This window comes from Brevundimonas sp. DW-iso22, from assembly GCF_058725425.1.
Genome location: NZ_JBZXEB010000006.1, coordinates 259343 through 274635, shown reverse-complemented (window position 1 = coordinate 274635; position 15293 = coordinate 259343). Strand labels below are relative to the sequence as shown.

At 65.3% G+C, this 15293-nt stretch carries 14 protein-coding genes; 10 read left to right on the top strand and 4 right to left on the bottom strand.

All coding sequences use genetic code 11. From position 1 onward, the window contains the following. Positions 1 to 9 precede the first annotated feature (9 nt). Positions 10 to 1851 (bottom strand): PPC domain-containing protein, encoded by a 1842-nt coding sequence (locus AC4PRM_RS11970; RefSeq protein WP_492040023.1) that lies wholly within the window; start codon positions 1849 to 1851, stop codon positions 10 to 12. Between the two features lie 96 nt (positions 1852 to 1947). On the opposite strand from AC4PRM_RS11970, the gene AC4PRM_RS11965 reads away from it, so the two are divergent. From AC4PRM_RS11965 to AC4PRM_RS11945, 5 genes are all read left to right on the top strand, one after another. Next, entirely contained in the window at positions 1948 to 2871 is a 924-nt protein-coding gene (locus tag AC4PRM_RS11965) for a bifunctional methylenetetrahydrofolate dehydrogenase/methenyltetrahydrofolate cyclohydrolase (protein ID WP_492040022.1), read from the top strand. 52 nt (positions 2872 to 2923) lie between these two features. Further along, the gene (locus AC4PRM_RS11960; protein ID WP_492040021.1) at positions 2924 to 3604 is read left to right on the top strand and encodes a LemA family protein; all 681 of its coding nucleotides are present in this window, start codon (positions 2924 to 2926) and stop codon (positions 3602 to 3604) included. 11 nt (positions 3605 to 3615) lie between these two features. After that, positions 3616 to 4443: a TPM domain-containing protein gene (locus AC4PRM_RS11955; protein ID WP_492040020.1), complete on the top strand. Its 828-nt coding sequence runs from the start codon at positions 3616 to 3618 to the stop codon at positions 4441 to 4443. After that, positions 4437 to 5129, top strand: a complete 693-nt coding sequence (locus AC4PRM_RS11950) for a TPM domain-containing protein (protein ID WP_492040019.1) — start codon at positions 4437 to 4439, stop codon at positions 5127 to 5129. The genes AC4PRM_RS11955 and AC4PRM_RS11950 overlap by 7 nt, the downstream gene beginning before the upstream one ends. A 79-nt stretch (positions 5130 to 5208) precedes the next feature. Next, entirely contained in the window at positions 5209 to 5991 is a 783-nt protein-coding gene (locus tag AC4PRM_RS11945) for an endonuclease/exonuclease/phosphatase family protein (protein WP_492040018.1), read from the top strand. Here AC4PRM_RS11945 and AC4PRM_RS11940 read toward each other — a convergent pair. After that, complete coding sequence (locus tag AC4PRM_RS11940; RefSeq protein ID WP_492040017.1) at positions 5933 to 7381, bottom strand: phospholipase D-like domain-containing protein; 1449 nt, start codon at positions 7379 to 7381, stop codon at positions 5933 to 5935. The genes AC4PRM_RS11945 and AC4PRM_RS11940 overlap by 59 nt on opposite strands. A 134-nt stretch (positions 7382 to 7515) precedes the next feature. On the opposite strand from AC4PRM_RS11940, the gene AC4PRM_RS11935 reads away from it, so the two are divergent. From AC4PRM_RS11935 to AC4PRM_RS11925, 3 genes are all read left to right on the top strand, one after another. Next, positions 7516 to 7704 carry a hypothetical protein gene (locus tag AC4PRM_RS11935; protein WP_373257495.1) on the top strand — a complete coding sequence of 63 codons (189 nt, stop codon included), beginning with the start codon at positions 7516 to 7518 and terminating at the stop codon, positions 7702 to 7704. Positions 7705 to 7820: 116 nt separating this feature from the next. Further along, positions 7821 to 10352, top strand: a complete 2532-nt coding sequence (locus tag AC4PRM_RS11930) for a tipN (RefSeq protein WP_492040016.1) — start codon at positions 7821 to 7823, stop codon at positions 10350 to 10352. Positions 10353 to 10442: 90 nt separating this feature from the next. After that, on the top strand, positions 10443 to 11042 hold the full coding sequence (locus tag AC4PRM_RS11925; RefSeq protein WP_373257493.1) for a C15 family peptidase: 600 nt from the start codon (positions 10443 to 10445) through the stop codon (positions 11040 to 11042). Here the strand turns inward: AC4PRM_RS11925 and AC4PRM_RS11920 are convergent. Beyond that, complete coding sequence (locus AC4PRM_RS11920) at positions 10978 to 12189, bottom strand: MFS transporter (RefSeq protein WP_487922151.1); 1212 nt, start codon at positions 12187 to 12189, stop codon at positions 10978 to 10980. The genes AC4PRM_RS11925 and AC4PRM_RS11920 overlap by 65 nt on opposite strands. Positions 12190 to 12287: 98 nt before the next feature. Here AC4PRM_RS11920 and AC4PRM_RS11915 point away from each other — a divergent pair, with 98 nt between their 5' ends. Both AC4PRM_RS11915 and pip read left to right on the top strand, forming a co-directional pair. Then, positions 12288 to 12611: a DUF423 domain-containing protein gene (locus AC4PRM_RS11915; RefSeq protein WP_492040015.1), complete on the top strand. Its 324-nt coding sequence runs from the start codon at positions 12288 to 12290 to the stop codon at positions 12609 to 12611. Positions 12612 to 12640: 29 nt separating this feature from the next. Further along, positions 12641 to 13612 carry a prolyl aminopeptidase gene (pip, locus tag AC4PRM_RS11910; RefSeq protein ID WP_492040014.1) on the top strand — a complete coding sequence of 324 codons (972 nt, stop codon included), beginning with the start codon at positions 12641 to 12643 and terminating at the stop codon, positions 13610 to 13612. Here pip and gatB read toward each other — a convergent pair. Then, on the bottom strand, positions 13609 to 15111 hold the full coding sequence (gatB, locus tag AC4PRM_RS11905; RefSeq protein WP_492040013.1) for an Asp-tRNA(Asn)/Glu-tRNA(Gln) amidotransferase subunit GatB: 1503 nt from the start codon (positions 15109 to 15111) through the stop codon (positions 13609 to 13611). The two genes, pip and gatB, sit on opposite strands and share 4 nt — an antisense overlap. Positions 15112 to 15293 lie beyond the last annotated feature (182 nt).

Genomic DNA, 15293 nt, shown 5'->3' with positions numbered 1-15293 from the left:
GATAAAGCGTCAGGGCTTCTTCTCGACCATCAGCGCATAGCTGCCGGTTTGGCCCTGGGCGAACGATCCGGCGCGGATTTCATAGGTGCCGTCGGCGGGGGCCTTCCACTCCAGCTTGGCGTGGGTGTCCGACAGGCTGTCGTCATCCGACCCCAAGAGCTCGAACTCGCCATCCTCCTGATCGCGTCCGATGAAAACCACGCTGTCGAACTCGTTCGAAACCATGGTCAGGACCAGTTCCTCGTCCTCCTTCAGCGTCACGCGGTAGGCGTCGTAGAAGCTGTTGTCGGCGGCGGTGGCATCGGTCTCGGCCAGGGTGCCTCGCGCGGTCGATCCAACCAGCAAGCTGCCTGGTTTTGGCTGCGGGCCCCGGTCGATCAACTCCAGCGAATACAGCCCCTCGCCGTCGGACCCCAGAGGCAAGGCGCGCACGATATAGGTGCCATCCGCAGGGATCGCGAAGTCCAGGCGCGAATCCGTTCCTTCGCCCAATCCGTCATCGTCCGACCCCAGCGATGAGAAATCACCCTCGGCATTGCCGATCTGCAGATAGGTATCGAAGTCGCCCGATCGCATGATGGCGCGGATGCGCTGCCCCTCGGTCGCCGTGAAGCTGTAGGCCTCGAAGTGGCGACCATCGCCGTCCTCGTTGTCGGTTTCGCCGATTTCGCCCTGGACGGTAGCACCGAAGGCGATGGCCTGCGGTGGCCGGTCCGGCTCGATCTGGGAGAGCTTCAGGGTATAGTCGCCCGTCGCCTCGGAAAACCCGCGCGCCTGGATCACATAGGAACCCGTCTCCGGGATGGTGAAGCTGATGCGCGCGTTCAGGCCCTCGGGGCCCCCGTCGTCGTCCGTAGCCAGGCTCGTTTCGGCATCGTCGAACAGCTCCAGATAGCTGTCGAAATCCGCGGACATCAGGTCGATCCTGACCCGCTGACCGGCCTGGCCGGAGAAACGGTAGCTGTCGGCCGGATAACCATCCGGGCTGCGGCCATCGGTATCCGTCAATTCGCCCTCGACAGAGTCACCGACTGCGATGGCTGTCGCGGCGGCCGGTTCCGGCCCTTCTGACAAGGCCAGCGCGTATGCTCCGGCACCGCTGTCCGATAGCGATGTGACCCGAGCGATACAGTCGCCTGCTTCGGCGGCTGCGAAGACGAGACGCGAATTCAGGCCGGTGTCCGGCCCATCGTCGTTCATGGCCAGTTCGGTGAAGGCACCATCCTGCATGCGACCAACGCGAACCACCGGGTCGAAAGCTTCCGAAGTCAGGTCGAAGGTGAAGCGTTGTCCCGCCTCAGCCGTTAACCGATAGGCATCGTAGATCCCGCCGTCTTCAGCTTCCGGATCGTCGCTCGCCAGACTGCCGTCCAGGGTCTGGCCAAGCGTTATCACAGTCGGCTCCGGCACCGGGCCCGGGGGCGGCAGCTCCGTCAGCGTCAGGCTATAGTCCCCGCCCTCAAGCCCAGACAGCGTCCGAGCAAGAAGCCGGTAAGTCCCGGCCTCTTTGGCCGTGAATCGCAGCCGCGAATTGGTGCCGTCGTCCAGCCCGTCGTCGTCGCTGGCGAGCGCCTCATCAAGACCATCTTCAAAGACCGCCAGATAGGTGTCGAAGGCTTCGGAGCGCATGACGAACTCGAGCCGCTGTCCCGCGGCGGCCTGGAAGCTGTAGGCGTCGTAGCGATACTCGTCCTCGACCCCCACGGCGTCGTCATCCGTCAGAGCCCCTTGCACCTCTGCGCCGATCGTAAGCGCCGCTACCGGCTGCGCGTCCGTCGATTGCGCCAGGGCCGGAACTGCGCTGAACAGCGCCAAGGCGCTGACGGCGGCGAGAATGGTCTGACGGCGCATGCAAATCCCTCGTGAAGTCGCGCCGATCATAGACGCCGAACCGGCCTGTCTGTAAATCGCTGGCACCGCACGATTCCTGACTCCGGAGCCGAAACCATGACGGCCTTACCCGCTCGCACCTCCCTGATCGACGGCAAGGCTTTCGCTGCCGGCCTGGTCGAGCGTGTCGCCGCCGCCTCGGCCCGACTGGAGGCGGCGCACGCCGTCAAGCCCGGCCTGGCCGTCGTTATCGTCGGAGAAGACCCCGCCAGCCAGATCTATGTCCGCAACAAGGGCGAAACGACCCTGCGCGCCGGCATGCGCTCCGAAACGCATCGGATGGCCGAGACGACCGGTCAGCATGAGCTACTGACCCTTATCACCACCCTGAATGCCGACCCCGGCATCCATGGCATTCTTGTCCAGTTGCCCCTGCCCGCCCATATCGACAGCGCCGCCGTCCTGGGTGCCATCGACCCCGACAAGGACGTAGACGGATTTCACGTCGTCAATGCCGGACGTCTGGCCGTCGGGCTGCCGGGTCTGGTGCCCTGCACGCCGCTGGGGTGCCTGATGTTGCTGAAGGCGGAGCTGGGCGATCTGTCGGGCATGAACGCCGTCATCGTCGGGCGCTCCAACATCGTCGGCAAGCCGATGGCGCAACTGCTGCTGGGCGAAAGCTGCACCGTCACCATCGCCCATTCGCGCACCCGCGACCTGCCCGCCCTGTGCCGCACGGCCGACATTCTGGTGGCCGCCGTGGGCCGGGCCGAGATGGTCCGGGGCGACTGGATCAAGCCGGGGGCCACCGTCATCGACGTCGGCATCAACCGCGTCCCCTCGCGCGATCCGGACAAGGCGGCCCAGGGCAAAACCCGCGTCGTCGGCGACGTCGCCTTCGATGAGGCCGTCACGGTCGCGGGCCGGATCACCCCCGTGCCCGGCGGCGTCGGCCCCATGACCATCGCCTGCCTTCTGGCCAATACCTATACCGCCGCCTGCCGAAGTGCCGGGCTAGCCCCTGACGATCTGAGCGCTTGATCGTCATGGCGCGAGTGTCGATAGTCGGCGCATCGCTTGCCGGGAGACATCGATGATCCGCCCTCACCCCCGCCTGATCGCCCTGGCCGCCGTCGTCGCCCTAGCCCCCGCCGCTGCCGGTTGCGGCATCAACGCCATCCCGACCAAGGAAGAGAACGCCAAGCGGGCCTGGGCCGACGTTCAGTCCGCCTATCAGCGCCGCGCCGACCTGGTCCCCAATCTGGTCGCCACCGTTCAGGGCGCAGCCATTCAGGAACGCACCACCCTGACCCAGGTGATCGAGGCGCGCGCCCGGGCCACCGGCGTGACGGTCAGCCCCGAAACCCTCAGTGACCCCGCCGCCTTCCAGCAGTTCCAGGCCGCCCAGGGTCAGCTGTCCCAGGCCCTGTCGCGTCTGCTGCTGGTGGTCGAGGCCTATCCCCAGCTTCAGTCCAACCAGAACTTCCTTGTCCTGCAAAGCCAGCTGGAAGGGACGGAGAACCGCATTAACGTCGCGCGCGGCGACTACAATGCGGCGGTTCAGGACTACAACACCACCCTGCGCACCTTCCCGACGGTGATCTGGGCCAAGACGGTGCATGGCGGCTCTCAACCGATGCAGCCGTTCACGGCGACAGAGGCGGCTCAGACCGCGCCCACAGTCAACTTCGACGCCCTGAACCCCGCCAGCGCCGCACCGCCGGGCGGCTCTGCCCCCGCCACCACGCCCGGTTCAGCCCCACCCGCCCAGTGATCTCCAGCTCCGTGTTCAAGGCCCCAACTTCGTTACGATGGTGCCGTCTGCTGGCCGTCGCTGGCCTGCTGTGCCTGGCGGGCCTGACGCCTGCTCTGGCGCAGACGCCGCTGACCTTCCCGCCTCTGGAGGGCCGCGTCGTCGATGGCGCGCGCCTGTTGTCGCCGGCCAAGGAGCAGGAAATCACGGCGAAGCTGGAGGCCCTGGAGCGCGAAACCACCGATCAGGTCGTCGTCGTCACCATCGAAAGCCTTCAGGGCCGTGAGATCGAGGACTACGGCTATCAGCTAGGCCGCGCCTGGGGCATCGGCCGTCAGGACAAGGACAATGGCGTCCTGCTGCTGATCGCGCCGAACGAGAAGAAGGTCCGGATCGAGGTCGGCTACGGCCTCGAGCCTGTCCTGACCGACGCCATGTCGGCTTTGATCATCCAGAACGCCATTCTGCCCGCCTTTCGTCAGGGCAATTTCGAGCGAGGCATCACCCAGGGCGTGGATGCTATCGACGAACAGCTCCGCCTTGACCCGACCGAGGCTCGCGCATTGGCCGAAGCCGCCGAACGCCCCAGGGCCAAAGCGCCAATAGCCATCGCCGTCATCGTCGCCCTTGTTTTCGCCTTTCTGGTTCTGGCAATGATCGGCGGCATAAACCGGGGCCGTAGACGACGTGGCGGTGACGGCCTGGCCCCCATTCTGATCTGGGCGGCGTCCGAGGCCATGCGTTCACGTGGTGGACGCGGGGGCGGTGCCGGATTCGGCAGCGGCGGCTTTGGTGGTGGCGGCGGCTTCAGTGGCGGTGGAGGCAGCTTCGGCGGTGGCGGAGCATCCGGCGGATGGTGATCAAACTGGCTCCCGACACGTATCAGCGCATCGCCATGGCCATTGCCGAGGCCGAGACCCGAACGTCTGGCGAAATCTTCTGCGTCATGGCGCGCGAAGTCTCCTCATACCGAGACGTTTCGCTGGGGTGGGCAGCGGCGGCAGCCCTGATTCTGCCTTTGGCGCTCATTCCGCTCGGCATGGATCCCAGCTGGATCCCGGGATTGGCGGATGCCTGGCAAGCCGCCCATCTGGCCTTCGCCGACGTCGCCATGGCCCAGACCCTTTCAGCCTATGCGCTGATCCAGGCTGCAACCTTTGTTGTGGTCTATCTGTTGACGTCCATTCCCACCTTGCGTCGTCGGGTCACACCGCGCAGCGTGCGGCAGGCACGCGTTCGCCGTGCGGCCCTTCAACAGTTCCTTGCCCATGGCCTGCATGTGACTGAAGCCCGTACAGGTGTCCTGCTGTTTGCCTGCGCTGCCGACCATCAGGTCGAGGTCATCGCCGATGAGGGCATTCACAGCCGTGTCAATCCCGATGTCTGGGCCAAGGCCGTGCAAGCCCTGTCTCGCGGCCTGAAGGCCAATGATCCGGTCGATGGATTCGAGACCGCGATCGGCCTGTGCGGCGATGTGCTGGCTCAACACTTCCCGCCCAAGGTCTTCAATCGCAATGAAGTCGAGGACAAACTGATCGTGATCTGATCACGCAACGCACCGTCGCTTTCACGTCGCAATCGGTGGCCATACGACGGCTGCCGTCTGCTCGCTCATCCGGACCCCCATGCCCCGTCTGCTGACCTACAATGTGCATCGCTGCGTCGGGACGGATCGGCGGCTGGATGTCGGCCGCATCGCCGCAGTTATCGCGGAACAGGAACCGGACATCGTCTGCCTGCAGGAACTGGACGTCGGCCGCGCGCGCACAGGGCATGTCGATCAAGCCGAGGCCATCGCGCGCGACCTGACCATGACCTTCCACTTCAACGCGGCCATGCGGATCGAGGCGGAAGAGTACGGCGATGCTATTCTGACCCTGCGGCCAGAACGGCTGGTCAAATCAGGTGCACTTCCGACCATTCGCGGCGTGCCCGGCCTGGAGCCGCGCGGAGCCGTTTGGGTCGAGATCGACTTCGACGGCGTGCCCCTGAATGTCATCAACACCCATCTGGGACTGGTTCCGCGAGAGCAGAGGCTTCAGGCCGCAGCATTAATCGGTTCCGGCTGGTTGGCACATCCGGAACGGGTCGGGCCGACCATCCTGACAGGCGATTTCAACGCCACCTCCATCACCAGGCCCTATCGCACCTTCACCAGCCGCCTTGCCGATGCCCAGCGCCTGTTGGGCCTCAAGCCCTCGGTGAAGACCTTCCCCTCGACTTTCCCGACCATCCGCATCGACCACGCCTTCGTCACGCCAGAGATCGTGCCGACGCGAATCTGGGCTCCACGCTCACCGTTGGCCCGCGCCGCTTCGGATCACCTGCCGCTGGTGATGGATTTCGAGATCAGGCCGACTGAAGCGGCAGCCGCCGCCGCGACCGAACCCGGCGACGCCACGGCCTGAAGGCATCTGCGGTCGAGGTAGGATCGCCGAGCTGGAACTCGGCAATCAACCGTTCGATGTTCGACGGCGCTGTTGCGCCCAGCACCTTCATCCGTCCGGTGTCGAAGCGCAAAACGGCTTCCCCCACCGACTGGCTCAGGGCTTCGGCGGCGGCAAAGGCATCGGTGTCCACACCGATCCAGTGGCCCAGCGTCCGGTGCCGGAACCTGGCGATGGCAGCACGTCCCTCCTCTGTGCCCGGTTCTGTCGCGATGTCGCATTCTGTATCGAACCCCAAGGAGCGATTGTTCAGATTGGTCGAGCCGATCCTCAGGATGTCGTCGTCATAGATCGACACCTTGGCATGGACGATGATCCGCTCGTCTCCTTTGGTCCAGGGCGTGAAGGCAAAGAAGCGGTTGTGCCGGTCGGCCTGCTCCAGCCGGTACAGCACCTCGGAACGTGCAGTATCCATTGTCATCCGGTCGAACCAGCTGGGGCTTGTACCTGTCGAGACCAGCACGATCTCCGGACCGTCCCACTCCTCAAGCCGCTCGGCCAGGGCGGCCGCGATCACGGGCGAGGTGAAATACTGGTTCTCAAGATAGATCAGCCGTCTGGCCTTCCTGATCAGATCCAGATGCAGAGCCTCATTCTCCCGCACCTCGACCTTGGAATGCCAGCGTGGCTCGGTCCGGGCGATGGCCACGGGCGTATCGCGCAAGTCGGGTTCTACCCCGTCCGGCCACGGATCGCTGGTCACCGTGTCCGGTACGGTCCTTTCCCACGTTGATTTGAACCACCGGTGCCGCGCCAGGTCGCCCAGAGCCTTGGCCGCCGGCCCGTCCATCACCGCCATGACCTCGTGCCGGGGCGAGCAGATCACGCCCGACGGCTGACACCGGCGCGGATCGCCGTCCAGATGCTCCGATGTGTCCCACCGGTCGGTGGCGATATCTCCACCCCCGACGAAGGCCACAGCGTCATCGATTATCACCACCTTCTGATGGTGACAGGCTCCCGGAATGCCGGGATCAAGCCGGAACTCCACCATTCGCTTGCGAAACCAGCGTTGCGACTTGTGTGGATAGAACCCCTGGGACGCCGCAATCAGCAAGGGTGATTTCCAGATCAGCATCCGCACGTCCAGGTCTGGCCTGGACCGCACCAGTCTGCGTAGCTGGTGACCGATCTGGGCCTGATGGTCGTGGCGGTGGCTTTCCGGGTCCAGTCGCGTGCGCGGATCAAACTGCCACCCCAGGATGACGATCGACTTCTGAGCCTTCGCGATCGATGACCGCAAGGCTTCGAAATAGGCGTCGTTCTCCATCAGCACGGCGAACCGGTGGGCTGTGTCGACCCTCCAGCAATTCCGTCCCGGATCGAAACCTGGTGCGCGCGTGTCCGTCATGCCGTGACCCTAGCCGATTTCCATGACGGCTGGTCCAGCAAGTATGCTTAAGCTGACACCCTTTCGACACGGATTGTCCAAACGCCAGTTTGCGAGCATAATGCACATCGTCATTTTGACAGGGGACGTCGCCGATGCAGGCGCTGATCGAGTTGATCGCGGGGTTTGTCGCCATGCTGGTGGCCGTCGCCCTGTCGCAATTCGGCCTGAACGTCGACATGCCGACCAAGACTGATCGTGAGATACATCGGGTCCGGGACTGCGGTGACCTGCAGAGCGCGGCTGTCATCGACGTCTCGCGTGATCGTCAGCAAAGCTGCTGATTCGCCCCCGTCTTTCGACCTGAATCGCCTTTTCCCCTGTCGATTGAACCGCTAGGGTTTTCCTCGTCCTCCCGGCGTCGCGCCTCGATGCCCCCTCGTGACGAGTTCGACGCATCATGAAGTCCCGCCAACGGCCCCCGCTGAACCTGTCATCACCGGATCCGGTCGAGGATCACAGCGACCCACGGCCTGCAGTCGAGGCTGAAGCCGAACTTTCGGAAGACGACCGTCCAATGTCAGAGCGCCGTCGCCGTCGTCTGGCCGAAGAACAGACCCGTCAGGCCCAGGCACGGGCTCAGGCCATGGCAGAGGCGGAACGCGCCGCGTCGGTTGATGCCGTCATACCGGTAGCGTCCGCCCCGATCCAAACATCAGGTGAGGGCTCCTTGGCCCCCTTCGAGACCCCACCCCCACCGACGACGATCCGATCGCGCAAGACCGCCACACCGTCCGAGGGTCGGCCCTATCTGATCGCCGGGCTGGCGTCTGCGGCCTGGGTCGCGGGAGTCGCAGCCTGGCTGACCTTCGAGGTCAGCGCGGGGACCGCCGAGTTGGAGCCGCTGCGTCTCGCCGTCTATGCCCTGATCGCCTTGGCCCCTGTAGGCCTGGCCATCATGCTGGCCCATGCGGTGCGTCAGGGGGCCGGACTGGCCGCCGAGACCCGCCGTGCCCGCGAACTGGCCGAAGCCCTGGTCGCTCCTACGGCCTTGGCAGCCCAGCAGACAGGCACTGTGCTTCAGTCGCTGCGCAACGACATCGACCTGGCCTCGGTCGCCGCCGAACGTGCGCGACACGACATGACCCTGTTGCGCGAGGCTCTGGTTCAGGAAACCACCCGCCTGACCGACGCGGCCGACGTCGCGGGCCGTACCGCCCGCCGTCTGGTTGAGCAGTTGGGGGCTGAACGCACCGAAATGCATGCTCTCGGCACCCGGCTCGACGCCCAGGCTACCGGTGTGGCCGAGGCCGTCGAGCGCCAGTCCCGCATGGTCATCGACGCTTCAGATCTGGCTCAGACGCAGCTGCGGGAGGCCGAGGCTGCGCTTGCCGCGCGTGCCGCCGATCTGGCCGCAGCGGCCGGTGAAGCCCAGGACGCGGCCCGTGTGGCCGCCGATGACCTGGCCCGCCAGACCCTGCGTCTGGAGAACGCCGGGGCCGGTGTGGCCGAACAGATCCAGTCCGTCGAAGAAGGACTGGGCCAGCAGCGCGCCGCACTGGTCACCGCTGCACTGGGGCTTCGCACCGATCAGGAAGACTTCTCGGCCCAGGTCGAGAGCCAGCGCGCCCAGTTGACCGAACAATTGTCGGCGACACGCTCGGTCACGCAGGATCTTGGCGACACCACCCAGCGCACGACGGAATCGATCAAGGACCTGGTGGAGGCCGCGACCGACCAGTTCCGTGCCCTGGTCGACATGTCCCAGCGCGAAGCCGATGGTTTCGACGCCGCCACGAAACTGGCACTCGATAAGTTCGAAGCCTTGGCGGCCGAGGCCCGCGACGCCTTGGTCGAGGAGACACGCCGCGCCTTGGCCGCACTTCAGGCTACCGCAGAGGATTCGCGTCAGGCTGCGACCGAGGCTGCCGACCTGGCCCAGGTCCGCGTTGATCGCTTGGGCGAGGCCCTGTTCGAGGCCGCCCAGAAGGCCGATCACGCCGCCGACACCCGCATCGATGGTGCCCGCAAGATCGTCGCCGAGACCGCCGGCATGGTCGATGAGGCGGGCGAACGCGCCCTGATGCGGCTGGAATCGACGGTCGAACGCATGAATGATGCCTTGGCTCGCATCGACAACACCATCGGCGAACTGGACGACCGCGCCGCACGCTTGCCCGAAGAAGCTCAAGCTCGCGTCGAAGCCGTCCGCGCCTCGGTCGAACAAGGCTTGGCCGCTCTGTCCGCCGCCTCCCAGAAGGCGGCATCTGATACCGAGGCCCTCGATCTCGGCTTTCAGGAGCGCGTGCGCCGCAACTACGACATGCTGACCGAGGCGGTCCGTCTGATGGGCGTCGTGTCCGGTGAACCTGCTGGGAATCGCCGCCGTGACGCGACGGCTACACCGGCCACGGCTGTTCCAGAGGCCCCGGCCAAGCCGGAACCCGCCTTGCGTCCAGCCCTGCCCCACAAGGACGAGGCGCGCGGCTTCGGACTTCGCAGTCGTCTGAAGCTGGAGCCCGCTCCGGCCCCGATTTCCCCTCCCGCCAACCCCTCTGACTGGGCGGATCCGGACGGTTCCGCTGCCGACGAAGAGCCGCTCGATCTCGACACACCGGTCATGCCCGGTGTCGAGGCCGAGGCCCTGGGTGAGCGTATCACCGCCGCCATTCGACGCATGGGCGTGGACCCGAATGCCCTGCTGCCACGCTCCCGTGTCGAGGAGGCCGCCCAGGCCATCACCATCGGAGACCCCGATCGTGCTCGCCAGATCGTGCGAAGGGTCGCCCCTGCCGCTGTGCGCAGCGTGTCCCGTCGCGTGTTGACCGACACTGACATGCGCGCGGACGCCGAAGCCTATGTTCGATCCTTCTCGCGGGGTCTTACTGAACGGGCGGCGGCGCGTGATGGAGCCGCTGTGCTGGGCCAGCTTACGTCGGACGGCGGACGAGCCTACATGCTTCTGGATGCCGCCATCGGCGATCTGGGCTAAGCCATTGAACGATTGTGTATTGACGGAACCGGCCTGTTTCCGACACGGTCCCGGCTTCTGTCACAGTAGCGTCATGCACAGGCGGGGGCCATGCTCGACACCCGATCTCTAGAAGCGTCGGACACACGCCCGGCTATCGCCATCTGCGCCTATGAAATTGGCGAAACCGGCTGGGACCCGGTCGAAGATCTGTCAGGCGAGGCCTGGAACCCGACCGGTGCCCGGACCTTGGCCATCGACCCGGCTGAACCCACTGCCTTGGCAGTCACGCTGTCCGAAGCCCTGACCCTTCCTGCCTGCCGAGGACTTTTGCTGGTAGGCAGGACCCGTGAGGGTGCTGGTTTCAGGCTCCAGATCAGAACCGAAAACCGGTCCCTGGACGGCACACATCGCGGCAACAGCGACGGACCAGGTGTAGCCCGCGCCACGGCACCGGTGGCCGAAATGATCCGCGAGCTGAACGAGGCCGGCCTGAAAGCTGGCGTCAGCTCTGAGACTGAGGACGACGTCGGCAGCTACCTTCTGTATCGCGTTCTCGCCGCCCTGCCCGAGGGCATGGATACGCCCGCCATCGGCCTGTTGCGCGCGCCGGTAGACGAACCCGACGATCGCGTACAGCGTGCCGTCAAGGCTGCGGCCCAGGCCATGGCCCGGCATCTGGCACCCCTGCCCCGGCCCCGCGCCGCCTGAGGCCGGTCCGCAGCATCAAAGCCGCACAAAGCCCCAGGGCCGACAAAGCTGCCATCGCCCAATAGCCCCCGGCCCCGAACCGGTCATACAGTGGCCCCGATACAATGGTGGCCAGCCCGATCAGAATTCCGGCCGACAACACCGAGCTCAGGGTCTGTGCCGCTGTGTGTCCGTCAGGTGGTGACAGGCGCTCCACCAGCTGTAACCCGGCCAGGAAGGTCGCGGCGAACGTCAGGGCGTGCAAAGCCTGCAAAGGCCACAGTGCCCAAAGTGGCGGAGCCATCGCCATTAACGACCAGCGCAGGATCGAGGCGATACAGCCGATCACCAGCAAGCTCCACGGCCCGATTCCGGCCCGCCTGCGCCACGGCTCTACAACCCACATCAGCGCGATCTCGACCACCACGCCGAACGCCCACAGCTGGCCCGTGACCGCCGCACTGATCCCCTGCGTCTGCCACAGGATGGCGGAGAAGCCATATTGGAAAGCGTGCGCCGCCTGTACCACCCCGATGGCGAAGATGGCGAGCATGAAGACCGGATCGGCCAAAAGCCGACCCAGCCCCCTGAACCGCTCGCGACCGCGAACCGTCGCGCCATCCGTGACACGCTCGCTCGGCAGGAGGACCGCGGCCACGAGCACAATGCCCAGGGCCGCGACCACACTGGCGACGATCACCGCGTCCACCGGCGTGCGCAGAAGCAGCGCCCCCATCCCCAGATTGGCCAGGACGAAGGCGGCCGAACCGGCTCCTCTAGGCAATGAGAAGGTAAACCCGTGTCGTGCCGCCAACCGCAGGGTCAGCACGTCACTCAGCGGGATCAACGCCGCCGCCGCCGTCGCGCCCACGAACCAGCCGATGGCCCAGCCCGCAAAGCCATTGGCCAGCCCGGCCCCGGCATAGCCTGCCGCCATCACAGCCCCCAGAATGGCGATCGGTGCCCGCCGCGTCAGGAACCCGTCGGCCCAGACGGCCAGCGCTGGTCCCGTCACCAGCCGCCCCAGCATGGGCGCGGCCAGCAGCACTCCGATCTCGGCCCCGCTCAGCCCCTGCGCCCGGAACCAGAGGCCAGCGAACGGCAGTGTCACACCATTGGCCGCGAACAGCAGGACGTATTGCAGGGCCATGCGGGCGGCGGGTGACATAAGTCGGGGTCTAGCAGACGCGCCTGATTCCATGCTCTACCTAGTGTTCCATGATACTGTCACGCTTGCTTGCCCCCTTTGCCTGTCTGAACGGTGCCATGGCCGTTGCTCTGGGAGCTTTCGCTGCTCACGGCGCAGGACCGGGTGTGAAAACCCTGCTGACCACTGGGGCGCAATACCAGATGGTGCACGCACTGCTCGCTCTGGTCTGCGTTCTCTGGCCGACGCGTGATCGCCTGATCATGATCGCCGGATGGATGGCGGCGTCAGGCGGCCTGATCTTCTCGCTGGCGCTTTCGGCCATCGCCCTGCTCAGCCTGAAGGCGATGGGGGCCGTCGCTCCGATCGGCGGCCTGCTGATGATTCTGGCCTGGCTCTTGCTGGCCGTCTGCGCCCTGCGCGCCCAATCCAGACCCGCCTGACCGGGCGAACACGAAAGACCGATTAAAGTATGGCTTTTCCAGCGCCCTCGACCCGCCGCGACCTCTATCCCGAGATCGAGGCCTATCAGACCGGCTTCATGACGACCGACAGCGTCCATGAAATCTACTGGGAGCAGAGTGGCAATCCGGACGGCATCCCGGTCATCGTCCTGCACGGAGGCCCAGGCGGAGCGGTCAATCCCGGCATGCGCCGCTATTTCGACCCTGCGAAATACCGCATCGTCATGCTGGACCAGCGCGGCTGCGGCCTCAGCCGGCCCAATGCCTCGCTGGAAGACAACACCACCTGGACCCTGATCGCCGATATCGAGCGTCTGCGCGACCAACTGGGCATCGACAAGTGGGTGATCTTCGGCGGAAGCTGGGGCTCCACCCTGTCGCTGGCCTATGCGATCACGCATCCGGAGCGCGCCCTGGGTCTGGTCCTGCGGGGCATATTCCTGCTGACAAAGCCGGAACTGCACTGGTTCTATCAGGACGGTGCCTCACACATCTTCCCTGACGCCTGGGAGCGGTTTCTGGAGCCCATCCCCGAGGATGAACGTCACGATCTGATGGGGGCCTATTACAAGCGGCTGACCGGAAACGATGCGGCAGAACGCGATCGCTGCGCCATCGCATGGTCCAGCTGGGAAGGTGAGACCGTCAGCGTTCAGGGGCCAGCGGCTCGCCCCGACCGCTTCGCCGAGGCCGAGTTCGCCGTCGCCTTCGCCCGTATCGAATGCTGGTACTTCATGAACGGCGGCTTCTTCCCCGAGGAGAACTGGCTCCTGAACAACATTCACCGCATCCGTCACCTGCCCTGCTGGATCGCGCAAGGACGGTTCGACGTCGTCACCCCCATGACCAGCGCATGGGCCCTGCACCGTGCCTGGCCGGAAGCCAAGCTGGACGTCATCCCCGACGCAGGACACGCCTCCAGCGAACCCGGCATCATCGACAGCCTGGTCCGCGGTACAGATTGGGCGGCAGGGCTTTAAAGCCCCAGCTTCGCCTTCAGGATGTCGTTGACGGCCGCCGGGTTGGCCTTCCCACCCGTCGCCTTCATGACCTGACCGACGAACCAGCCCAGGGCCTGAGGCTTCTCGGCGACGGCGGCAGCCTTGTCGGGGTTGGCGGCGATGATGTCGTCGATGGCCTTTTCGATCGCGCCGGTGTCGGTGACCTGTTTGAGGCCGTGCTTTTCGACGACCTCGGCGGGTGAGCCTTCGCCATTCCAGACGTGGTCGAAGACCTCCTTGGCGATCTTCGACGAGATGACGTTGGTCTCGATCAGTTCGACCAGCTGGGCCACATGGGCGGCGGGCAGAGGGTTGTCGCTGAAGTCGCGGCCGTCAGCGGCCAAGCGGGCGGAAACCTCATTGGTCACCCAGTTGGACACCAGCTTGGCGTCACGACCCTTGGCGGCCTTTTCGAAATAGTCGGCCTTGGCCTGTTCCGAGATCAGCACCACGGCGTCGTATTGCGACAGGCCATAGTCGGCCATCAGGCGACGGCGTTTGGCATCGGGCAGTTCGGGCAGGTCGGCCTTGATACCGTCGATCCAGGCCTGCTCCAGCTCCAGCGGCAGCAGGTCGGGGTCGGGGAAGTAGCGATAGTCCATCGCCTCTTCCTTGGACCGCATCGAACGGGTTTCGCCGGCTGTGGGATCGTACAGGCGCGTCTCCTGATCGATCTTGCCGCCGTCCTCCAGGATCTCGATCTGGCGACGGGCCTCGTAGTTGATGGCCTGCGAAATGAAGCGGAACGAGTTGACGTTCTTGATCTCGCAGCGCGTGCCCAGATGGCTGAAGTCGCCGGTTTCCTTGAACCTGGCGTACTGGCCCTCGCGGCAGACGGACACGTTCACGTCGGCGCGCAGATTGCCCTTTTCCATGTCGCCGTCGCAGGTGCCGAGGTAGATAAGGATGGTGCGGATCTTCTTGACGTAGGCGACCGCCTCTTCCGGCGAGCGGATATCCGGGCGCGACACGATCTCCATCAGGGCGGTGCCCGCGCGGTTCAGGTCGACATAGCTCTCGCTCGGCGACAGGTCGTGGATCAGCTTGCCCGCATCCTGCTCCAGATGCAGGCGCTCGATTCCGACATTGAAGAAGCTGCCATCTTCGGCCTCCACCTCGACGACGCCCTCGCCGACGATGGGGAAGTACAGCTGGCTGATCTGATAGCCGGTGGGCAGGTCGGGGTAGAAATAGTTCTTGCGGTCGAATTGGCTGCGCTTGTTGATCTGCGCGTTCAGGCCCAGGCCCGTCCGGACGGCCTGTTCGACGCAGTGCTTGTTCAGGGTCGGCAGCATGCCGGGGAAGCCCGCATCGACCAGCGACACCTGCTCGTTCGGCCCCGCGCCAAAGCCGACGGCGGCCCCCGAGAACAGCTTGGCCTTGGACGCTACCTGGGCGTGGATCTCCAGCCCCATGACGATTTCCCACGAGCCGGTGCGGCCCTGGATGAGGTTCGATTTTGTGGCGGTGTCGGTCATGGCGTCTTCTCTACCCTTCCGCCTTCGGAAGAGCGGTTGTGATTTCACTTCGTCTCAGGTGCGCGGCAATTTTCCAACTCCAACGAAACCCAAGTACCATTGCAAGGACCGCCGCTCCGAGAAGCAACAGGAAAGGCAGAGGAAGCCCTCCATATGCCAAGGCTGTTGGGGCGAGTACAAAA